The 17,103-nt window shown below is 67.4% G+C and carries 16 protein-coding genes; 7 read left to right on the top strand and 9 right to left on the bottom strand.

Annotation, left to right across the window (positions count from 1 at the left end):
- The first annotated feature begins 43 nt into the window (after positions 1-43).
- Positions 44-1,735, top strand: coding sequence for a threonine/serine ThrE exporter family protein (locus tag IWX75_RS14970; protein WP_196823052.1), 1,692 nt, complete (start codon positions 44-46; stop codon positions 1,733-1,735).
- A 23-nt stretch (positions 1,736-1,758) separates the two neighbouring features.
- On the opposite strand, the gene IWX75_RS14965 is transcribed toward IWX75_RS14970, so the two are convergent.
- Positions 1,759-2,478 (bottom strand): uracil-DNA glycosylase, encoded by a 720-nt coding sequence (locus IWX75_RS14965; RefSeq protein WP_196823051.1) that lies wholly within the window; start codon positions 2,476-2,478, stop codon positions 1,759-1,761.
- A gap of 137 nt (positions 2,479-2,615) precedes the next feature.
- On the opposite strand from IWX75_RS14965, the gene IWX75_RS14960 reads away from it, so the two are divergent.
- Both IWX75_RS14960 and IWX75_RS14955 read left to right on the top strand, forming a co-directional pair.
- Positions 2,616-2,918 carry a DUF3263 domain-containing protein gene (locus IWX75_RS14960; RefSeq protein WP_196823050.1) on the top strand — a complete coding sequence of 101 codons (303 nt, stop codon included), beginning with the start codon at positions 2,616-2,618 and terminating at the stop codon, positions 2,916-2,918.
- A 26-nt stretch (positions 2,919-2,944) separates the two neighbouring features.
- The gene (locus tag IWX75_RS14955) at positions 2,945-3,517 is read left to right on the top strand and encodes a LytR C-terminal domain-containing protein (RefSeq protein WP_196823049.1); all 573 of its coding nucleotides are present in this window, start codon (positions 2,945-2,947) and stop codon (positions 3,515-3,517) included.
- Positions 3,518-3,591: 74 nt separating this feature from the next.
- Here the strand turns inward: IWX75_RS14955 and IWX75_RS14950 are convergent, their stop codons facing one another.
- Positions 3,592-4,140 (bottom strand): TM2 domain-containing protein, encoded by a 549-nt coding sequence (locus tag IWX75_RS14950; protein WP_196823048.1) that lies wholly within the window; start codon positions 4,138-4,140, stop codon positions 3,592-3,594.
- A gap of 352 nt (positions 4,141-4,492) precedes the next feature.
- On the opposite strand from IWX75_RS14950, the gene groL reads away from it, so the two are divergent.
- The gene (groL, locus tag IWX75_RS14945) at positions 4,493-6,130 is read left to right on the top strand and encodes a chaperonin GroEL (protein ID WP_196823047.1); all 1,638 of its coding nucleotides are present in this window, start codon (positions 4,493-4,495) and stop codon (positions 6,128-6,130) included.
- 73 nt (positions 6,131-6,203) lie between these two features.
- Here groL and IWX75_RS14940 read toward each other — a convergent pair whose 3' ends face one another.
- The 6 genes from IWX75_RS14940 to IWX75_RS14915 all read right to left on the bottom strand — a co-directional run bounded on the left by IWX75_RS14940 (position 6,204) and on the right by IWX75_RS14915 (position 13,318).
- Positions 6,204-6,494, bottom strand: coding sequence for a WXG100 family type VII secretion target (locus IWX75_RS14940; RefSeq protein WP_196823046.1), 291 nt, complete (start codon positions 6,492-6,494; stop codon positions 6,204-6,206).
- A 102-nt stretch (positions 6,495-6,596) separates the two neighbouring features.
- A complete protein-coding gene (locus tag IWX75_RS14935) occupies positions 6,597-8,066 on the bottom strand; it encodes a sensor histidine kinase (protein WP_334684383.1) in 1,470 nt (489 codons plus the stop codon).
- Between the two features lie 12 nt (positions 8,067-8,078).
- Complete coding sequence (locus IWX75_RS14930; protein ID WP_196823045.1) at positions 8,079-8,798, bottom strand: response regulator transcription factor; 720 nt, start codon at positions 8,796-8,798, stop codon at positions 8,079-8,081.
- 62 nt (positions 8,799-8,860) lie between these two features.
- Positions 8,861-10,501 (bottom strand): DNA repair helicase XPB, encoded by a 1,641-nt coding sequence (locus IWX75_RS14925; protein ID WP_196823044.1) that lies wholly within the window; start codon positions 10,499-10,501, stop codon positions 8,861-8,863.
- Positions 10,494-12,995: a helicase-associated domain-containing protein gene (locus IWX75_RS14920; protein ID WP_334684382.1), complete on the bottom strand. Its 2,502-nt coding sequence runs from the start codon at positions 12,993-12,995 to the stop codon at positions 10,494-10,496. The genes IWX75_RS14925 and IWX75_RS14920 overlap by 8 nt, the downstream gene beginning before the upstream one ends.
- 29 nt (positions 12,996-13,024) lie before the next feature.
- A complete protein-coding gene (locus IWX75_RS14915) occupies positions 13,025-13,318 on the bottom strand; it encodes a hypothetical protein (protein WP_196823042.1) in 294 nt (97 codons plus the stop codon).
- 190 nt (positions 13,319-13,508) lie between these two features.
- Between IWX75_RS14915 and IWX75_RS14910 the strand changes: the two genes are divergently transcribed.
- Genes IWX75_RS14910 through IWX75_RS14900 form a run of 3 tightly spaced genes read left to right on the top strand, consistent with a single transcriptional unit; the run spans position 13,509 to position 15,788 of the window.
- Positions 13,509-13,892, top strand: coding sequence for a cold-shock protein (locus tag IWX75_RS14910; RefSeq protein ID WP_196823041.1), 384 nt, complete (start codon positions 13,509-13,511; stop codon positions 13,890-13,892).
- A gap of 7 nt (positions 13,893-13,899) precedes the next feature.
- Complete coding sequence (locus IWX75_RS14905) at positions 13,900-14,481, top strand: DUF3027 domain-containing protein (RefSeq protein WP_196823040.1); 582 nt, start codon at positions 13,900-13,902, stop codon at positions 14,479-14,481.
- Positions 14,482-14,519: 38 nt separating this feature from the next.
- Entirely contained in the window at positions 14,520-15,788 is a 1,269-nt protein-coding gene (locus tag IWX75_RS14900) for an MFS transporter (protein WP_196823039.1), read from the top strand.
- A gap of 83 nt (positions 15,789-15,871) precedes the next feature.
- On the opposite strand, the gene serC is transcribed toward IWX75_RS14900, so the two are convergent.
- A complete protein-coding gene (serC, locus tag IWX75_RS14895) occupies positions 15,872-16,999 on the bottom strand; it encodes a phosphoserine transaminase (RefSeq protein WP_196823038.1) in 1,128 nt (375 codons plus the stop codon).
- Positions 17,000-17,103 lie beyond the last annotated feature (104 nt).

Below are 17,103 nucleotides of genomic sequence, written 5' to 3'. Positions count from 1 at the left end.
GCAGGCAGCCCCGAGGGGAGAAACACGCACAAGGGGTTTAACCATGAAAGACGGCACCGAGCCCGGAAACGGCCATTCGCCCACCACCAATCCTTCGCCGATGGCGGAGTCGTTGCCGGTCATCCAGCGGCCCTTCGACCCGTCCGACGCCGAGAAGGAGAAGTTGTCGGCAACTCCGCGCACGGAGGTGAAACCGACGATCCAGCCCGCCTCGCGACCGCCAAGGGCGCCGAAGGTGCAGCAGAAAGCAGCACCGAAGGCTCGGCAGCGGCAGCCGGGCTCCCGCCCTACCGATGCGTTGCCGACCACGCCGCGGGCCGTCCGTCCGGACCGGTCCAACGCCGCTGCGCGCAGCATGCTGAGGCGGCTCGTCCAGGGGGAGGCGCCTCCTACCCAGGCGATGAGCATTGTGGAGCGGCTTGCCGGAAGCCCCTATGCGAACCCGATGGTCCAGGCCGCCGGGCCCGACGCGAGCGTCCGCAAAACCCTCGATTTCGCCCTGAGCCTCGCCGAGACGATGTTCCGGTACGGGGCCGGTGCCCTCGAAGTCGAAACGAGCATCATCGCGGTCACGGCAGCTTTCGGCGTGGACCACGTGGAAGTGGACATCACCAACCAGTCGGTGATCCTCAACTACTCGGCCAAGGACCAGACGCCCACCACCGTGCTGCGCGTGGTGCGTTCGTGGACCAACAACTACGCCGGTCTCACCGCCATCCACCAGCTGGTCTCCGATATTGCCGACGGCGGAGTGTCACGTCCGGAAGCGAGCCAGCGGCTCGAGAACATCACCAGGCGACCCAAGCCCTTCCCCCGCTGGATGGTCACGGCGGCTTTCGGTATCTTCGCAGCCGCGATCGTCGGATTCATCGGTGGAGGGCCGCTCGGTTCCCTCCTGGGGCTGGGGAGCTGCATCCTCGTGGACCTGCTGTCCCGCCAGCTCGGCAAGTGGCGCGTTCCGGAGTTCTTCGCCGTGGCGACGTCGGCCGGAATGGTCACCCTGATCGCCATGCTCTTCTGGTGGCTGGAGCTGCCCATCGCGCCGTCGCTGGTGGTGGTGGGCGGAATCCTGCTCCTCCTTCCCACCGGGCGCCTGGTGTCCGCCACACAGGACGCCATCAACGGTTTCCCCGTGACCGCCGCGGGCCGCTATCTCTCAGCCGTCCTGGTGTTCGGTGGAGTGGTCTCGGGCATCGCCGTCGCCCTGGTCGTCGGTTCCATGATCGGCATTCCGCCACTCGACCTCCTGCAATCCCCTGAAACCGTCTATCCATGGCCGGTGGTGGCGGTCCTCGTCTTCATCGCCGTGGCGATGATCTGCATCTCCGAGCAGACCGACATCAAGCTCGTGGTCCCGACATCCCTTGTCGGTGTTGCCGGGTACCTGTTGTGGATCTCCCTCATCAACGCGGGGGTGGGATACCGCCTGGGGCCTGCGCTCGCCGCGGTGCTGATCGGAGGGCTCGCGCGCGTCGTGGCGTTACGGATGGGGGCTCCGCAACTGGTGGTCGCGGTGCCCGCGGTCATGTTCCTCTACCCGGGGCTGACGATCTTCCGTTCGATGTACTCCCTCACCCTCGATCCCGCGATGGTGGACGACGGCGCGATCGGGCTCTTCAATGCACTCACCGTGATCCTCGCCATCGCGGGTGGAGTGGTGCTCGGCGACAACCTCGCTCGGCCTTTCACCCAGGGACTCAGCAGCAACGAGCGACAGCGGAGCCGTCGGCGCTGAGCTGACTCGCGACGGTTCCTGGTTCAGCTGCCGAGCCAGTCGACCGGTTCCGCGCCCTGCAGCCGTAATAGTTCGTTCACCCTGCTGAACGGCCGGGATCCGAAGAACCCCCGTGACGCCGACAACGGGCTGGGGTGGGCAGATTCCACCGTCGGGGTATCGCCGAGCAGGGGCTTCATCTTCAATGCATCCCTGCCCCACAGGACGGCCACGAGCGGCCCGCTCCGGGCCGCGAGGGCCGTCAGCGCAGCATCGGTCAATTCTTCCCAACCCAGGTTCCGATGTGAGGCCGACTCGCCGGCCCGCACGGTCAGCACCCGGTTCAGCAGCAGGACACCCTGCTCCGACCAGAGGGAGAGGTCACCCGAGGCCGGTACGGTTCGGCCGAGGTCCGATGACAGCTCCCGGTAGATGTTGACGAGACTCCGCGGCAGGGGCCTCGTCCCGGGATCGACGGCGAACGCGAGTCCCACCGAATGGCCCACGGTGGGATAGGGGTCCTGCCCCACGATGACCACCTTGACCTTCGCCAGTGGGTAGCTGAAGGCGCGGAGGATGTTCGCGGGCTCCGGAAGGATCCGCTGCCCGGCGCGGGCGTCCCTCGTGAGGATTCCGGCGAGGCGGTGCAGCGCGGGCTCCACAGGAGAAAGAGCCTCAGCCCAGTCAGGGGCCATCAACTCCCTGATGGGAGTCGGAGCGGCGAAGGTGAAAGGGCTGCCGCCATGGCCATCGTCGGAATCCATGGTTCCATTCTTGCCGATCGGATGTGTGTCGACCCTCCAAATGACACTGTTGAAATTCGCAACTACCATGGATAGGTGGTCCTGCCATAGGCAGTGACCGGAATTTCTGGAATGGACGGATCGGGGCGGTGGAGTCGATGGGTGAAGCACTGGGTGCAGCGGGCAACCCGCCTTCCCCTACCGACGCACTCGTTCTCGAGGACCGCGACCGGCGCATGCTCGCACTCGAACGTGAATGGTGGAAGTACTCGGGAGCGAAGGAACAGGTGATCCGGGAGCTTTTCAACATGTCAGCCACCCACTACTACCAGATCCTCAATGCGCTGATCGACACGGAGGCGGCGCTCGCCCACGATCCGATGCTTGTCAAAAGGCTGCGTAGACTTCGTTCAACCCGGCAGCGTGCCCGCTCGGCACGCCGGCTCGGCGTCGACATCTGACCAGCAGCCAAGGACCGCACACGCATATGACGAAATATCCCGCGGACGAGTTCGACGACATTCCGATCAGCGTCGATCGGCAGGGAGTCCACCGTGAGCGGTTGATGCCCGATCGTTCCAATGGACTCGCCCTGAAAATCCTCGTGGGAGTGCTGGCGTTGCTCGTAGGACTCGCCGCCTACTTTCTGCTTCCGAGGCTCGGGCTGGAGGCGGTGCCCAGCGGCAGCACCGCTTCGGCAGCGGATGCCTCCGGGGTCCCTACCCCGGATCCGGATCCTGCAGAGGCGGGCTCCGGGGAGTCGGCGTCGACCTCCCCGGCTGTGGTCGACAGGAGCCAGGCCCTCAACGTGCTCAACGCCACCGGAACGGCAGGGCTCGCCACGACCGCGGCCGGCCGCCTGGCGGCGGAGGGCTGGTCTGGAGCGATTGCCGGCAACTGGGCCGGGCCGCCGGTCCAGGCGTCCACGGTTCTCTACGGCGACGCCGACCAGCAGCCCGCCGCCCAGGAACTCGCCGCTGACCTCGGCATCGCAACCGTGATGGCCAGCCCCGACGTCGCGCCGCTGATCACGGCGGTGCTTGGACCGGATTTCGAATAGGAACCCTCGCCCGGTCGGCCGGCTAAGGTTCCATACGGCGCGCTACTCCTTCGGCGGATTACTCCTTGAGCGGATTACTCCTTGAGCGGGATGCCGCGCGCGTCCCTGCTGAACGTCTGCGCTCCCACGAGGATCAGAATGCCCTCGATGAACCCCCAGAGCGCTCCGAATCCGAAGGTCACGAAGGTGACGATGATCTGCACGACACCGATGGTGGTATAGCCCAGGTAGAAACGGTGGATACCGAGCGATCCCAGGAGGATACCGAGCAGCCCTGCAACGAGCCGTGATTTCTGTTCGGGGTACCCCTGGCCGTAGGGGCCCTGCTGGAACTGGCCCTGCTGGTACGGATTGGGCTGGTACGGGCCCTGCTGGTATTGATTCGGCGGGTACCCATTCGGCTGTTCGGGGTACCCCTGACCGTAGGGACCCTGCTGCTGGTAGGAATCGGGTTGTTGCGGAGCTGACCCGTACGAGCCGGACTGGTGGACGCCGGACGGGTCGAAGCCGGACGGATATTGTTCGGGGGGCCGACCGGTGTCCGGTGACGCCCCGGGTCCGGGCTGGTTCTTCCCGTCCGGATCCGAAAAGGGATCCGGCTGGTGCTCTGGGTTCGTTGACACTGCGCTCCTCCTGTTGTGCTGTCCGACCCCAACCTATGCCTCCTTTCCGCCGCACGCCATCGGGTAGGTCCCTGTCTTTTTCCGGACCGGCTCAGGGACGGCCCGGGGGCGTCACCACGGGAATCCCGGCTTGCACTCGCCCTGCCGGAGTGCTAATTATTGAGTTAGCACTCGGGCCGGTTGACTGCTAAGCAGCGGGTACCGGGTGAAGCAGGCAGACCTCTGTGGTGAGGGTGAACGCCAGGACGTAAAGAGATCGTTCCCGGCCCAGCCCGTCCGTCGCGGGCATCGCAGATCGGTAGGCATTCGTATGCTGACATGCACAACCGTCCCCGAAAGGACCTAAGCCGTTATGGCCAAGATCATTTCTTTTGATGAAGAGGCCCGTCGCGGCCTCGAGCGTGGATTGAACATCCTCGCTGACGCCGTCAAGGTAACGCTCGGCCCACGCGGCCGCAACGTCGTCCTCGAGAAAAAGTGGGGCGCCCCCACGATCACCAACGATGGTGTTTCCATCGCCAAGGAGATCGAACTCGACGACCCGTTCGAGAAGATCGGCGCCGAGCTGGTCAAGGAAGTTGCGAAGAAGACCGACGACGTGGCCGGCGACGGCACCACGACCGCCACCGTCCTCGCGCAGGCCCTCGTCAAGGAAGGCCTCCGCAACGTAGCCGCCGGTGCGGATCCCCTGAGCCTCAAGCGCGGTATCGAGAAGGCAGTTGCCGCCGTCACCCGGGAGCTCCTGGCTTCCGCCAAGGAGATCGAGACCAAGGAGGAAATCGCGGCCACGGCTTCCATTTCCGCCGGTGACACGCAGATCGGTGACCTCATCGCTGAAGCACTCGACAAGGTGGGCAAGGAAGGCGTCATCACCGTCGAGGAATCCAACACCTTCGGCCTCGAGCTCGAGCTGACCGAAGGAATGCGCTTCGACAAGGGCTACATCTCCGGTTACTTCGTCACCGACGCAGAGCGCCAGGAGACGGTCCTCGAGGATCCCTACATCCTGATCGTCAACTCGAAGATCTCGAACGTCAAGGACCTCGTTGCCGTCCTCGAGAAGATCATGCAGTCCGGCAAGCCGCTGCTGATCATCGCCGAGGACGTCGAGGGTGAGGCTCTCGCCACGCTCGTCGTGAACAAGATCCGCGGCACGTTCAAGTCCGTTGCCGTCAAGGCACCCGGCTTCGGCGACCGCCGCAAGGCCCAGCTGGCCGACATCGCCATCCTCACCGGTGGCCAGGTCATCGCCGAGGAAGTCGGCCTCAAGCTCGAGAACGCCACGCTCGACCTGCTCGGCACTGCCCGCAAGGTGGTTGTCACCAAGGACGAGACCACGATCGTCGAAGGTGCCGGCGACGCCGACGCCATCGCCGGCCGTGTGGCCCAGATCCGTGCCGAGATCGACAACTCCGACTCCGACTACGACCGCGAGAAGCTGCAGGAGCGCCTGGCCAAGCTGGCCGGCGGCGTCGCAGTCATCAAGGCCGGAGCCGCAACCGAGGTCGAGCTCAAGGAGCGCAAGCACCGCATCGAAGATGCAGTGCGTAACGCCAAGGCAGCCGTCGAAGAGGGCATCGTTGCCGGTGGCGGCGTGGCACTGATCCAGGCCGGTGCGAAGGCATTCGCCACGCTCGACCTGACAGGTGACGAGGCAACCGGAGCGAACATCGTCCGTGTCGCCATCGACGCCCCGCTGAAGCAGATCGCCTTCAACGCCGGCCTCGAGCCTGGCGTCGTGGTGGACAAGGTCCGCGGACTGCCTGCGGGCCATGGCCTCAACGCTGCAACCGGCGTGTACGAGGACCTCCTGGCCGCCGGTGTCAACGACCCGGTGAAGGTCACGCGCTCCGCGCTGCAGAACGCGGCCTCCATCGCCGGGTTGTTCCTGACCACCGAAGCTGTCGTCGCGGACAAGCCCGAAAAGGCTGCTCCCGCCGGCGGCGGCGGCGATGACATGGGCGGCATGGGCGGAATGGGCGGCTTCTAGCCCCTGCTCCCAGCCGTTTTGCGCTGATCCGACAAAGGCGGCACCCCGAAACGGGTGCCGCCTTTGTCGTGTCTCAGCGCAGGAACAACCTCGCGTTACTCAATTCTGCCTCCGCATACTGGGTCGTGGCGACGGCCAGGGCTTCATTGATGCCCACCAGGGATTCCTCCACCTGTGCCTGGGTGCCGCGCCACTGCGTGATGAGCTGCTGGAAGTTCGCCGAGGCCTGTCCTCCCCACAGCGCCTCGAGTTCACGAAGTCCCGCCTGCATACTGTTCACCTCGGACTGCAGGCGGAGAATAGTGCCCTGCACCTGGCTGCTTTTCGCCGCCAGGCTGTCGGTGTCCACAGTGAAGAATGCCATCGGTCCGCTCCCGGTTCGCTAGGGAAATGTCTTGTCATCCGACGGTAGGCAGTGGAGCGCCGCGGCAGGGGACTCAGCGGGTGGATGTGGACAAAGCGTCGCTCACGCGTCAGCGGCAGAGGGGGATTCCGACGCCGTCGACGGCAGGCCGTCCGCGTGCGGAAAGCGGACCGATAGTGTGGCTCCGCCGCCGGGAGTCTCCTCGAGCCGCACCGTCCCGTCATGTTGCGCGACAAGAGCCGCCACGATAGCCAGGCCGAGGCCGGTGCCGCCGGTCTCCCGGTGTCGGGAGGAGTCCGCGCGGTAGAAGCGCTCGAAGACGCGGGCGGCGTCCTCCTCGGAGATGCCCGGTCCATGGTCCCGCACTTCGAGCACCGAGTTGCTGTGCCCGGACAGCACGGGTGCCACGCCGACCGCGATCTCGATGGGCGTGCCGTCGGGGGTGTATCTCAGAGCATTGGTGATCAGGTTGGCCACGACCTGCCGGATCCGTGACTCGTCCCCGATGGTCGGTGCGGGCTGGGGTCTGCCGCCGTCGAGCCCGATCACGGTGATCCGCCGGTCGGGGGCGATGGCGCGGGCGTCGAGGGCGGCGTCATTGCCCAGCACCATGAGGTCGACCGGCTTGGCGTCGAGAGGCCGCTGCTCGTCGATCCGCGCGAGCGTCAAGAGGTCCTCCACGAGCTGGCCCATGCGGATCGCTTCGCTCTCGATCCGGCCCATCGCGGCTGCCACGTCCTCGTCCTTCTCCAGGGCGCCGTGTCGGTAGAGCTCGGAGAAGCCGCGGATCGTGACCAGCGGGGTCCGGAGCTCGTGGGACGCGTCTGCGACGAAACGGCGCATTTTACGCTCCGACGCGGTCCGGGCGGCGAAGGCCGTCTCGATATGGGCGAGCATCGCGTTGAGTGACCGGGAGAGCCTGCCGATCTCGGTGGTGGGCCGCTCCACCTTGACGCGCCGGGAAAGATCACCGGCGGCGATCGCCGCTGCAGTCCGCTCGACCCTCGCCAGGGGCCGGAATTGGCGGGTGACGGCGGCGAACGCGATCAGTGAGGCGACCACGGTGGTCAGGAGCCCCGACGTGAAGATGATCTCCGCCGCCTCCTGGACCGAGTCGTTGACCGTCGAGAGCGGGGACGCAACGGCGAGGTGCCCTTCCTGGTTGTTGAAAGGAACCAGCTTCACCCGCCAGCCCTGGCTCGTCGAGTGGGTGCCCGGAACCTCGAACCCACTTCGGTCGACCTGCCGGATGCGCTCCTCGGACAGGCCGTCGAGGTCCGGGGCGTCGGCGTTGTCGGGCAACTGGGTTTCCCCGATCACCTCGCCCTCCGAGTCGAGGATCGCGCCGTAGAACCGGAGGAGGGCGCCGTCACCGGGAAGTGATGATGCATAGAAGGTGCGTGCCACCACCTGGGCGTTGGACTCGAGGTCGGTGTCCATGCGCTCGATGAGTCCGTCCCGCAGCAGCGAGACGGTGGCAAGACCGGTGATGCCGACGGCGACCGCCATCAGCAGGGTCGTGATGGCCACGAGCTGCGACCGCAGCGAGGCCGATTTCCAGCGCCGAATCACCGGGTCGGAGACCTACCGCTTGTCGGGGGTTCGCAGCAGGTACCCCACACCGCGCTTGGTCTGGATGAGCGCGACGGCGTCAGGGTTGCGGTCGATCTTGCGCCGCAGGTAGGAGATATAGGACTCCACGATCGACGCATCCCCGTTGAAGTCGTACTCCCAGACGTGATCCAGGATCTGGGCCTTCGAGAGCACCCGGTTGGGGTTCATCATCAGGTACCGCAGCAGCTTGAATTCGGTGGGGGAGAGGTCGATCGTCTCGCCGGCCCGCCGCACCTCGTGGGCGTCGTCGTCGAGCTCGAGATCAGCCACACGGATGACGGCGTCGTCGTCGTCCATCGGCTGGGTGCGACGCAGCACCGCGCGGATGCGGGCCACCACCTCGTCGAGGCTGAAGGGCTTGGTCACATAGTCGTCGCCGCCGACGGTCAGGCCGGTGACCTTGTCGTCGGTGTCGTCCCGTGCGGTGAGGAAGACGACGGGGAAGTGGCGTCCGGCCGCCCGTAGCCGCCGCGTGACGGTGAAGCCGTCCATGTCCGGCAGCATCACGTCGAGCACCGCGAGGTCCGGGTTGTGGGTTTCCGCTGCGGCAAGGGCTTCACGGCCGTTCGCGGCGGCGACGACGTCGAACCCGGCAAAGCGCAGGGACGTCGAGAGCAGTTCACGGATATTCGGTTCGTCGTCGACAACCAGCAGTTTCGCTTCGGGGCCTGTTTTCTTCACGCCTGCCATTGTTCCGCCGCTCTCTGGGAATCTGCTGGGAGTCCGCTGGACGCCTCCGGCTGAGCTGCCCGTCATCCGGTCAGCCCTGCGGCGTCGAGGATGCGGTACGCGTAGCCCTGTTCGGCGAGGAAACGCTGCCGTTTGGCCGCGAAATCCTGGTCGAGGGTGTCGCGGGCAACGACAGTGTAGAAGCGTGCAGCGCGCCCGTCGGCCTTCGGGCGCAGCAGCCGCCCGAGGCGCTGTGCCTCCTCCTGACGCGAGCCGAACGAGCCGGATACCTGGATGGCGACCGAGGCCTCGGGCAGGTCGATCGAGAAGTTGGCCACCTTGGACACCACGAGGGTGCTCACTTCGCCCTGCCGGAAGGCCTCGAAGAGCCGTTGGCGTTCCTTCACCGGGGTTTCGCCCTTGATGACGGGGGCATCGAGGCGGGCTCCGAGATCATCGAGCTGGTCGATGTACTGGCCGATCACCAGGAGCTGTTCACCGGAGTGCGCGGCGACGAGCTTCTCCACCACCGCCGACTTGGTGTCGGACGTCGCGCACAGCCGATACTTGTCGCCGTCGTCGGCCATCGCATACGCGACGCGTTCATCCCGGGGGAGGTCGACGCGCACCTCCACGCAGTCCGCCGGGGCGATGTACCCCTGCGCCTCGATGTCCTTCCAGGGGGCGTCGTAGCGCTTGGGGCCGATGAGCGAGAAAACCTCGCCCTCCCGGCCGTCCTCACGGACGAGGGTGGCGGTGAGCCCCAGGCGGCGCCGCGCCTGGAGGTCGGCGGTCATCTTGAAGATCGGGGCGGGCAGCAGGTGCACCTCGTCGTACACGATCAGCCCCCAGTCGTTGGCGTCGAGCAGTTCGAGGTGCGGGTACAGGCCCCCGCGGCGCATGGTCAGGACCTGGTAGGTGGCGATCGTCACCGGCCGGACCTCCTTCCTGGCGCCGGAGTATTCGCCGATCTCGTCCTCGGTGAGGGAAGTCCGCTTCAACAGTTCGTCCTTCCACTGCCGGGCGGAGACGGTATTGGTGACGAGGATGAGCGTGGTGGTCTTGCTGGTGGCCATGGCGGCGGCGCCCACGATCGTTTTTCCTGCACCGCAGGGAAGCACCACCACTCCTGATCCGCCGGACCAGAAATTCTCCATCGCAAGTTTCTGGTAGGGGCGCAGCGTCCAGCCGTCCTCCTTCAGGTCGATCGGATGCGGCGTCCCGTCCACATAGCCGGCGAAATCCTCGGCGGGCCACCCCAGTTTCAGCAGGAGCTGCTTGAGCGCTCCGCGCTGCGAGGAGTGGACCACCACGGTCTCGCCGTCGATCCGGGGCCCCAGGAGGGGTTGAATCTTCTTCGCGTGAAGCACTTCCTCGAGTACGGGGTAGTCGGTGGTGCGCAGCACGAGCCCATGCTGTGCATCCTTCTCGAGCCGGAGCCTGCCGTACCTCGACATCGTGTCCTCGATGTCGATGAGGAGGGCGTGCGGAACCGGGAACCGCGAGTACTTGAGCAGCGTGTCGAGCACATGCTCGGCATCGAGACCTGCTGCCCGCGCGTTCCACAGGCCGAGCGGGGTGAGCCGGTAGCTGTGGACGTGCTCGGGCGCGCGTTCGAGTTCGGCGAAGGCAGCGATGGCATGGCGGGCCTCCGTCGCCAGCTCGTGGTCCACCTCCAGCAGGATGGTCTTGTCGCTCTGCACAATCAATGGACCGTCAGTCATCGGTCGGTGTTCCCTCCACTATTTCCACATCCATGACCCGGTGCACCGAGACAACTTTCTCCACCTGCTTCTGCGGGTCGTATACCCGCACCCGACCCCCGGACACTGATAGGGGAACGAGGATCTGCCGGACGGAATTCCCCTGGCTGTCGGCGGTGCCCAGCCGCACCGGTACTTTTCGGCGGATGGCTGTCCTCAGGGTTTCGAGCCCGAGGAGAACCTCGCTTTCCTGCCCCTGTCCCGGGGAACGGTCCACCGGGCCGGCGCCCCGGAGCCGCAGGGAGGCCAGCTGCGCTTCGATCTCCTCCTCGCTGAGCGACCACGGGTTGAGCCGTGCGCGGGAGGCCGCAATCGACGCGGGCGACGAGGCAGCCGGCGACGACGGCGACTGTGATGGAACGGCTGGAGCGGCGCCGTCGGGAGAAGGCGAGTCCGGGGAGCGCCGCGTGCCGCGGCCCGGTGTCCCGGGGCGCACCTCGGGTGCCGGCGCGTAGCCCAGGTCGCGCAGGAGGGAGGTCAGCTCCGCGGGACTCGCCGGGGAGGCGATCACCGTCGGGGCCAGCTGGACGAGCCCGAGGGTGGCCGCGCGCGGGTCGGCAAGCAGTGCGGCCACGACGGCGTCGTCCTCGGTCCGGACGTAGCTGGCGGCCCGACCCACCCGGAGGCTGCCGTACCTGCCCGCCGTGTCCTCGACGAGGTAGGTGAGAGCCTGTGGCACCTCGGTGGCGGAATGCTCGGTGAGGAACGCGGTGATGGACGCGGCGTCGTGGCCGGCATCCAGGGCCCGCCGGATGGAGTCCGCCGAGAAGCGGTAGGTGGTGGCGGGCCCCTGGCCCTCGGGTGTCGAAAGCGCCAGCAGCTCGCGCGCCACGGCGGGTTCGAGGTAGCCAGGAGCGATGGCGGTGAGGTCAGCCTGCAGGACGACACGGCTCACCGGGGCGGGAAGGGCCACCCCGACTGCTGCTGCGGCGTCGTCGAGGAGACCCTGTTCCACGAGGAAACCGATGGCGGTCAGCACGCCGCCTCCGAAAAGCCCCAGCGCGGCGGCCTCCGTCAGCATTCCGGGAACGAGGCGCTCGAAGCGCCGTCGGAGTCGTGGCTGGTGCCAGGAAAGCCATTCGACAAGGTCATGCGCAGCGAAGCCGGCGGCCGGCAGGGACTGTGCGACATCCGGTCCTTCACCGGCAGGCCTTCCCACCAGCTCTACTGCGGCAGTGAGCAGCCGACGGCGGACGAGGGGCGCATCAGGCCTCGATCCTTCGGCTGCGAGCGCGTTGATGGCGCTGCCGTCGGCAAGTTTCGAACCGGTCAGCGACGGCGCGCGGTCCAGTTCGAGCCAGCCGCGCAGAAGGATCAGCCACTGCTCATGCCGGCTGCGGGAGTCCCACGCGGCCGCCGACGGTTTCCACCGGGAATCATCGACGTCGAGGGTCAGCAGGCCCGCTGCGGCGGCCAGTTCAAGGAGCCACGGCGTTTCCCCTGCCTCGCACTGCAGGGACTCGGTCAGCCGGCGGAGCTCACGGACTCCGACTCCGCCCGAGCGGAGCGTCGCGACAGGGATTGCCGAGGCTGCGGCCAACAGCGCCGACGCTCCGCGCAGCAGTTCGGCGACGGCGCTGAAAGCGGCGTTGTCCCGAAGGCCCCCACGCACCACCAGCCGGTTTCCTCCAGGGGGCGTGGCATCGAGTGCGGGGAAGACCGTGTGCCCGCGCACTGCCTGTCCCACCGCGCGCGGCAACTCGACGTGCTTCGCGTCCAGTGGGGCGAGAAGTGCCCGGTGCAGCAGCCACGGGACAGGGGTGGAGATATCACCGCCCCTCCCTTCAGGCGTCGCGCCCACGGGCGAGGCGGCAAGCCGCTCAAGCACGGCGAGCGTGCCCTCGGGGGCCGACGCCATCAGCGCAGCCCAGGCCGACGGCGAACTGATCACCTTCTCGAGGGCCTCGGCGGCGGAGGCCGGTGTGTGGACCGGCCCGGCGGGCTCCCGCTCACCGGGCGCCTGGCCCACCACGGATACCGCTTCGATGAGCCGCGGGCCATACGTGGGGATACTCCGCGCCAGGGATTTCAACGGGCGGCCGAGGCCTGCGGGGTAGGGGCCCAGGGCGTCCCCGAGGGAGCCCACGGGCAGGTACGTTGCCGGATCCCCGGCGCTGCGGTACAGCAGGGCGAGGTCGCAGAGCTGGTCGGCGATGGTGCGGAGGGTGTCGGCGTCGGCCTCCCCGAAGGCGTCCTTCAGCTGGGCCGGCCCGATCCCCGTCTCGGGGGCGGAAGGATTCTCGGCCACCAGTACGGCCTCCAGTACCTGCTGCTGCGGTACTGCGATGTTCTCGAGCGCCCGCTGCAGACTGCCACGCGTGGAGGCCCGAGCCGCCAGTGCAGGGAAATCCGGTACCGGGGGAAGGATCAGATCAGGGCGCGCTGAAAGGAGCTTGCGCAGCTCGGAGTCGGTGCGGGAAGCCAGCTGGTCGGCCAGGGCACGGATTGCGGACATTGCCTCAAGATTACCGGTGGCCTGAAGGATCAACTACCCCGTCTGGCCAGGACTCCGGCGAATACCACGACGGCCATGAGCAGGAACCCCACCGGGAGGCAGGCATATGCAAGGAGCACCCAACCGGGCCAGAGTGGGGCCTGGAGCCACGCAGCGCCGAGGATGACGATCAGCGCAACAAGCCCCGTCCCCGCGAAGACCACAGCAAGGACCAGGAGCACGAGCCGTACGGGCGGGCCCTCGGTGGCCGGGGCGGGCACGGCGTCCGCCGGGGAGCCGTTCGGTCGGGGCGCGGCAGGTCCGCGGGAGTCGTTGGGGATCATAGCCCTTCCAGCCTACAAGAACGGCGGCGCAGCCCGGCACTGAAAAGAGGATAATCTAGGTGCTACAAAGACTTCTCCGGCAGGGGCCGCGGCAGGCCGGCGGCACGACTGCCGCCGGCGGTGGCATCGGCCGGAACCCAAAGGACAGCGCGTGTTCAGCGCCGCCGCAAGCTAGGAAAAGGTAACTGACGTGCCCATTGGCAAGGTGAAATGGTTCGACACCGAAAAGGGATTCGGCTTCCTGGCAACCGACGAGGGCAAGGAGGTCTTCCTTCACGCCTCGGCGCTTCCCGCCGGAGTGACCGAGGTGAAGCCGGGAACCAAGCTGGAATTCGGCGTCGCTGACGGCCGCAGGGGCCCGCAGGCGCTGTCAGCACGGATCCTCGAGGTCCAGCCCTCGATCGCCAAGGCCACGCGCAAGAACGCGGACGATATGGCCGTCATCACCGAGGACCTGATCAAGCTCCTCGACGACGTCTCCAACGGTCTTCGGAAGGGCCGTTACCCCGAGAAGTCCCACGCCACCAAGGTGGCCGCCGTCCTGCGCGCTGTCGCCGACGACCTGGACGCCTGAGGCTCCCATGATTCCCAGCGGCCAGCCCTCCTCCGAATACGACGACGCTTCCCCCACGGCCGAAGCCGTTCCTGCTCCGGTGGTGAAGCGACGCGCTCCGAAGCGGCCCGCGAAACCGGATGCACTGCTCGAAGCCGCGGTCGAGTTCGCTCGCGCAGCAGTGCTTCAGGTCGCGCCCGCCGACCAGGTGGGCCGGCACGTCACCTCCTATGCCGACGGTGAGCGGCTGCTCACCCACCGGTTCGAGGCGTTCGTGCCCGGTTACGGCGAGTGGGAGTGGTTCGCGACGCTCGCAAGAGTTTCGCGCGGCAAGGAACCCTCCGTCTGCGAAGTAGGCCTCCTTCCCTCCGAGCGGGCGCTGCTCGCTCCTGAGTGGCTGCCGTGGTCGCAGCGGGTGAGGCCCGAGGATTCCCAGGACGACGCCGAAACGACTCCTGCCGTCGTCGAGAAGCCGATGGTGGTGGAGGACGGTGCGCTGGTGGAGGGCTCGCAGGAGGAGCCGGCGGAGGATGTTGCAGAGGGTGCCGAGCGCACGGACGCTGTAGATGAAGGGTCGCCGGAGGCACGAGGAACCGGGGCGGACAGCTAGTTGGGGCGGGACCGGGCAGGGGAGGAAGCGGCAGCCGGATGAGCACCTTCCGGTCCTTCGGTATCCGCAACTACCGCCTGTGGTTCATCGGTGCGATGGTGTCGAACATCGGGACCTGGATGCAGCGCACCGCGCAGGACTGGCTGGTCTACGACATCCTGACCGAGCAGAACGCCTCGGCCCTCGGCATCGTGATGGCGCTCCAGCTTGGTCCGCAGCTCCTCATCGCTCCCTGGGCCGGCCTGGTCGCCGATATCGTGGACCGCAGGAAACTGCTCATCCTCACCCAGCTCCTGATGGCTGCCCTGGGGGTGGGACTCGGGCTGATGGTGCTCGCCGATGCCGCCGAGCTGTGGCACGTCTACGCCTTCGCGCTCGCGCTCGGCGTCGTTTCCGCATTCGACGCCCCCGCGCGGCAGGCTTTCGTGTCCGAACTCGTCCGCGACGACTACCTTCCCAATGCGGTGGCCCTCAACAGTGCGTCCTTCAACGGTGCCCGGCTGGTGGGACCCGCCGCGGCCGGCCTGCTGACGGCCGGCGTCGGGCCCGGTTGGGTGTTCCTGATCAATGCAGTCACCTTCGGTGCGATGGTCTACGTGCTCCTGGCCATCCGGTCCTCCGAACTCCGTGCCCAGCCGAAGGCACCGCCCGGCAGGGGCCGCATCCGGGCGGGGTTCCGGTATGTCCTGAACCGGCCGGACCTGATGGTGGTGATGCTGGCCATCTTCATCGTGGGCACTTTCGGGTTGAATTTCGCCGTGTACATCGCCGCAATGGCACGCACCGAGTTCGGCCAGGGCGCCGGAGTGTTCGGGCTTCTCTCCTCGGTGATGGCGGTGGGCTCGGTGGCAGGAGCGCTGCTCTCCGCGCGCCGCGCGAAACCACGGCTCCGCTTCATCTTCGGAGCGTCGGCGGCGTTCGGCCTTGCCTGCGCAGGGGCCGCCGTCGCGCCGACGCTGTGGATCTTCGGCCTCGCCCTGGTGCCGGTGGGACTGTTCGCCCTGACCCTGATGACGAGCGCCAACGCCTACGTCCAGACCACCACCGAGCCGGTCATGCGTGGGCGGGTCATGGCGCTGTACTTCGCGATCTTTCTCGGCGGAACACCGTTGGGCGCGCCCGTGGTGGGGTGGGTCTCGGATGCCTTCGGCCCGCGCTGGAGCCTGGGCGTTGCTGCCGCGGCGGGCTTGATCGCGGCCGCCGCCGGCATTTTCTGGGCCTGGCGGTACCACGACGTGCGGCTGCGCTACGACCGCTCCGTTCCCCGCCGCCTGCGCATCGGCGGCGCTGCGGGCGACGGGTACTGACCGCGCAGGAGATAGGTCGTGGCTCCGGCAACGTTGGCACTGGGGCACATCACCAGTTTCGCGCGGACCTCCAGGGCCGTGCTCTAGATCTTTCCCATCACATAGTCGATGCACTCGAGCAGGGCGGAGACGTCGCTCGGGTCGATGGCCACGAAGGTGGCGATGCGCAGCTGGTTCCTTCCGAGCTTCCGGTAGGGCTCGACGTCGACGACACCGTTGGCGCGAAGCACCTCGGCAACCCTGGCGGCGTCGACGGAGTCCGCGAAGTCGATGGTCGCGATGACGTTCGACCGATCGTCGGGGTCCTGCACGAAAGGTGTTGTGAGCGGCGACGCCTCAGCCCAGGAGTAGATGCGACCGGCCGAATCGGCGGTGCGCGCCGCGGCGAAGGCGAGCCCGCCGCTTTCATTGAGCCACTTCACCTGCGCATTGAGGGTGATGAGCGTGGCGAGCGACGGCGTGTTGTACGTCTGGTTGAGGCGCGAGTTGTCGATGGCCGTCTGCAGGTTCAGGAAATCCGGGATCCAGCGGTCCGAGCTGTTGAGTGACGCAGCCCGCTCGAGTGCGGCGGGGGAGAAGAGGCCGAGCCACAGGCCGCCGTCGGACGCGAAGTTCTTCTGCGGCGCGAAGTAGTACACGTCCGCCTGGCTGACATCGACGTCGAGGCCGCCCGCGGCGGAGGTGGCGTCGATCAGGGTGATGGCGCCGTCGTCCGCCCCGTCGACCCGCCGGACCGGAGCGGCGACACCGGTGGAGGTTTCGTTCTGGGGCCAGGCGTACACGTCCACGCCCTGCTCGGGCCGGGACGTGGGACGCGTACCCGGCTCGGAGGTGAGAATGCTCGAAGCCTCGAGGAACGGCGCCTTGTCGGTGGCCGAGGCGAACTTCGAGCCGAATTCCCCGAAGGAGAGGTGCTGGGCGCGGGACCTCACCAGACCGAAGGCCGCCACATCCCAGAACGCCGTGGAGCCACCGACGCCGAGAACCACCTCATAGCCATCGGGTGCCCGGAAGAACGTCGACAGGCCCTCACGGACCTCGCCCACCAGGTTCCGGACCGGCGCCTGGCGGTGGGAGGTGCCGAGAATCGACTGCCCCCCGTCGGCGAGGGCGGCAAGCTGGTCGGCGCGGACCTTCGAGGGGCCGGCTCCGAAGCGGCCGTCCAGAGGCAGCAGGTCGGCGGGGATGCGGATGGCGGCGTTGTCGGTCATCGCTTCATTCTGCCCCAACGATGTAGCGCCGACCCATTTGTGACCCGCAGGCCCTGCCTGCCGGCTTGGCCCGGGATCGGAGCACTTTCCGTGGGTGGCATCGC

Origin of the sequence: Arthrobacter sp. CAN_A6 (assembly GCF_015751715.1) — a bacterium.
In the GTDB taxonomy this organism is placed as follows: Bacteria; Actinomycetota; Actinomycetes; order Actinomycetales; family Micrococcaceae; genus Arthrobacter_D.
This window is presented reverse-complemented; position numbering and strand designations above follow the sequence as displayed.

Excerpts from the sequence above, each read along its gene's own strand:
- IWX75_RS14970 (WP_196823052.1), top strand. The coding sequence starts at position 44 with ATGAAAGACGGCACCGAGCCCGGAAACGGCCATTCGCCCACCACCAAT.
- IWX75_RS14965 (WP_196823051.1), bottom strand. The coding sequence starts at position 2,478 with ATGGATTCCGACGATGGCCATGGCGGCAGCCCTTTCACCTTCGCCGCT.
- IWX75_RS14960 (WP_196823050.1), top strand. The coding sequence starts at position 2,616 with ATGGGTGAAGCACTGGGTGCAGCGGGCAACCCGCCTTCCCCTACCGAC.
- IWX75_RS14955 (WP_196823049.1), top strand. The coding sequence starts at position 2,945 with ATGACGAAATATCCCGCGGACGAGTTCGACGACATTCCGATCAGCGTC.
- groL (WP_196823047.1), top strand. The coding sequence starts at position 4,493 with ATGGCCAAGATCATTTCTTTTGATGAAGAGGCCCGTCGCGGCCTCGAG.
- IWX75_RS14940 (WP_196823046.1), bottom strand. The coding sequence starts at position 6,494 with ATGGCATTCTTCACTGTGGACACCGACAGCCTGGCGGCGAAAAGCAGC.
- IWX75_RS14930 (WP_196823045.1), bottom strand. The coding sequence starts at position 8,798 with ATGGCAGGCGTGAAGAAAACAGGCCCCGAAGCGAAACTGCTGGTTGTC.
- IWX75_RS14925 (WP_196823044.1), bottom strand. The coding sequence starts at position 10,501 with ATGACTGACGGTCCATTGATTGTGCAGAGCGACAAGACCATCCTGCTG.
- IWX75_RS14920 (WP_334684382.1), bottom strand. The coding sequence starts at position 12,995 with ATGTCCGCAATCCGTGCCCTGGCCGACCAGCTGGCTTCCCGCACCGAC.
- IWX75_RS14915 (WP_196823042.1), bottom strand. The coding sequence starts at position 13,318 with ATGATCCCCAACGACTCCCGCGGACCTGCCGCGCCCCGACCGAACGGC.
- IWX75_RS14905 (WP_196823040.1), top strand. The coding sequence starts at position 13,900 with ATGATTCCCAGCGGCCAGCCCTCCTCCGAATACGACGACGCTTCCCCC.
- IWX75_RS14900 (WP_196823039.1), top strand. The coding sequence starts at position 14,520 with ATGAGCACCTTCCGGTCCTTCGGTATCCGCAACTACCGCCTGTGGTTC.
- serC (WP_196823038.1), bottom strand. The coding sequence starts at position 16,999 with ATGACCGACAACGCCGCCATCCGCATCCCCGCCGACCTGCTGCCTCTG.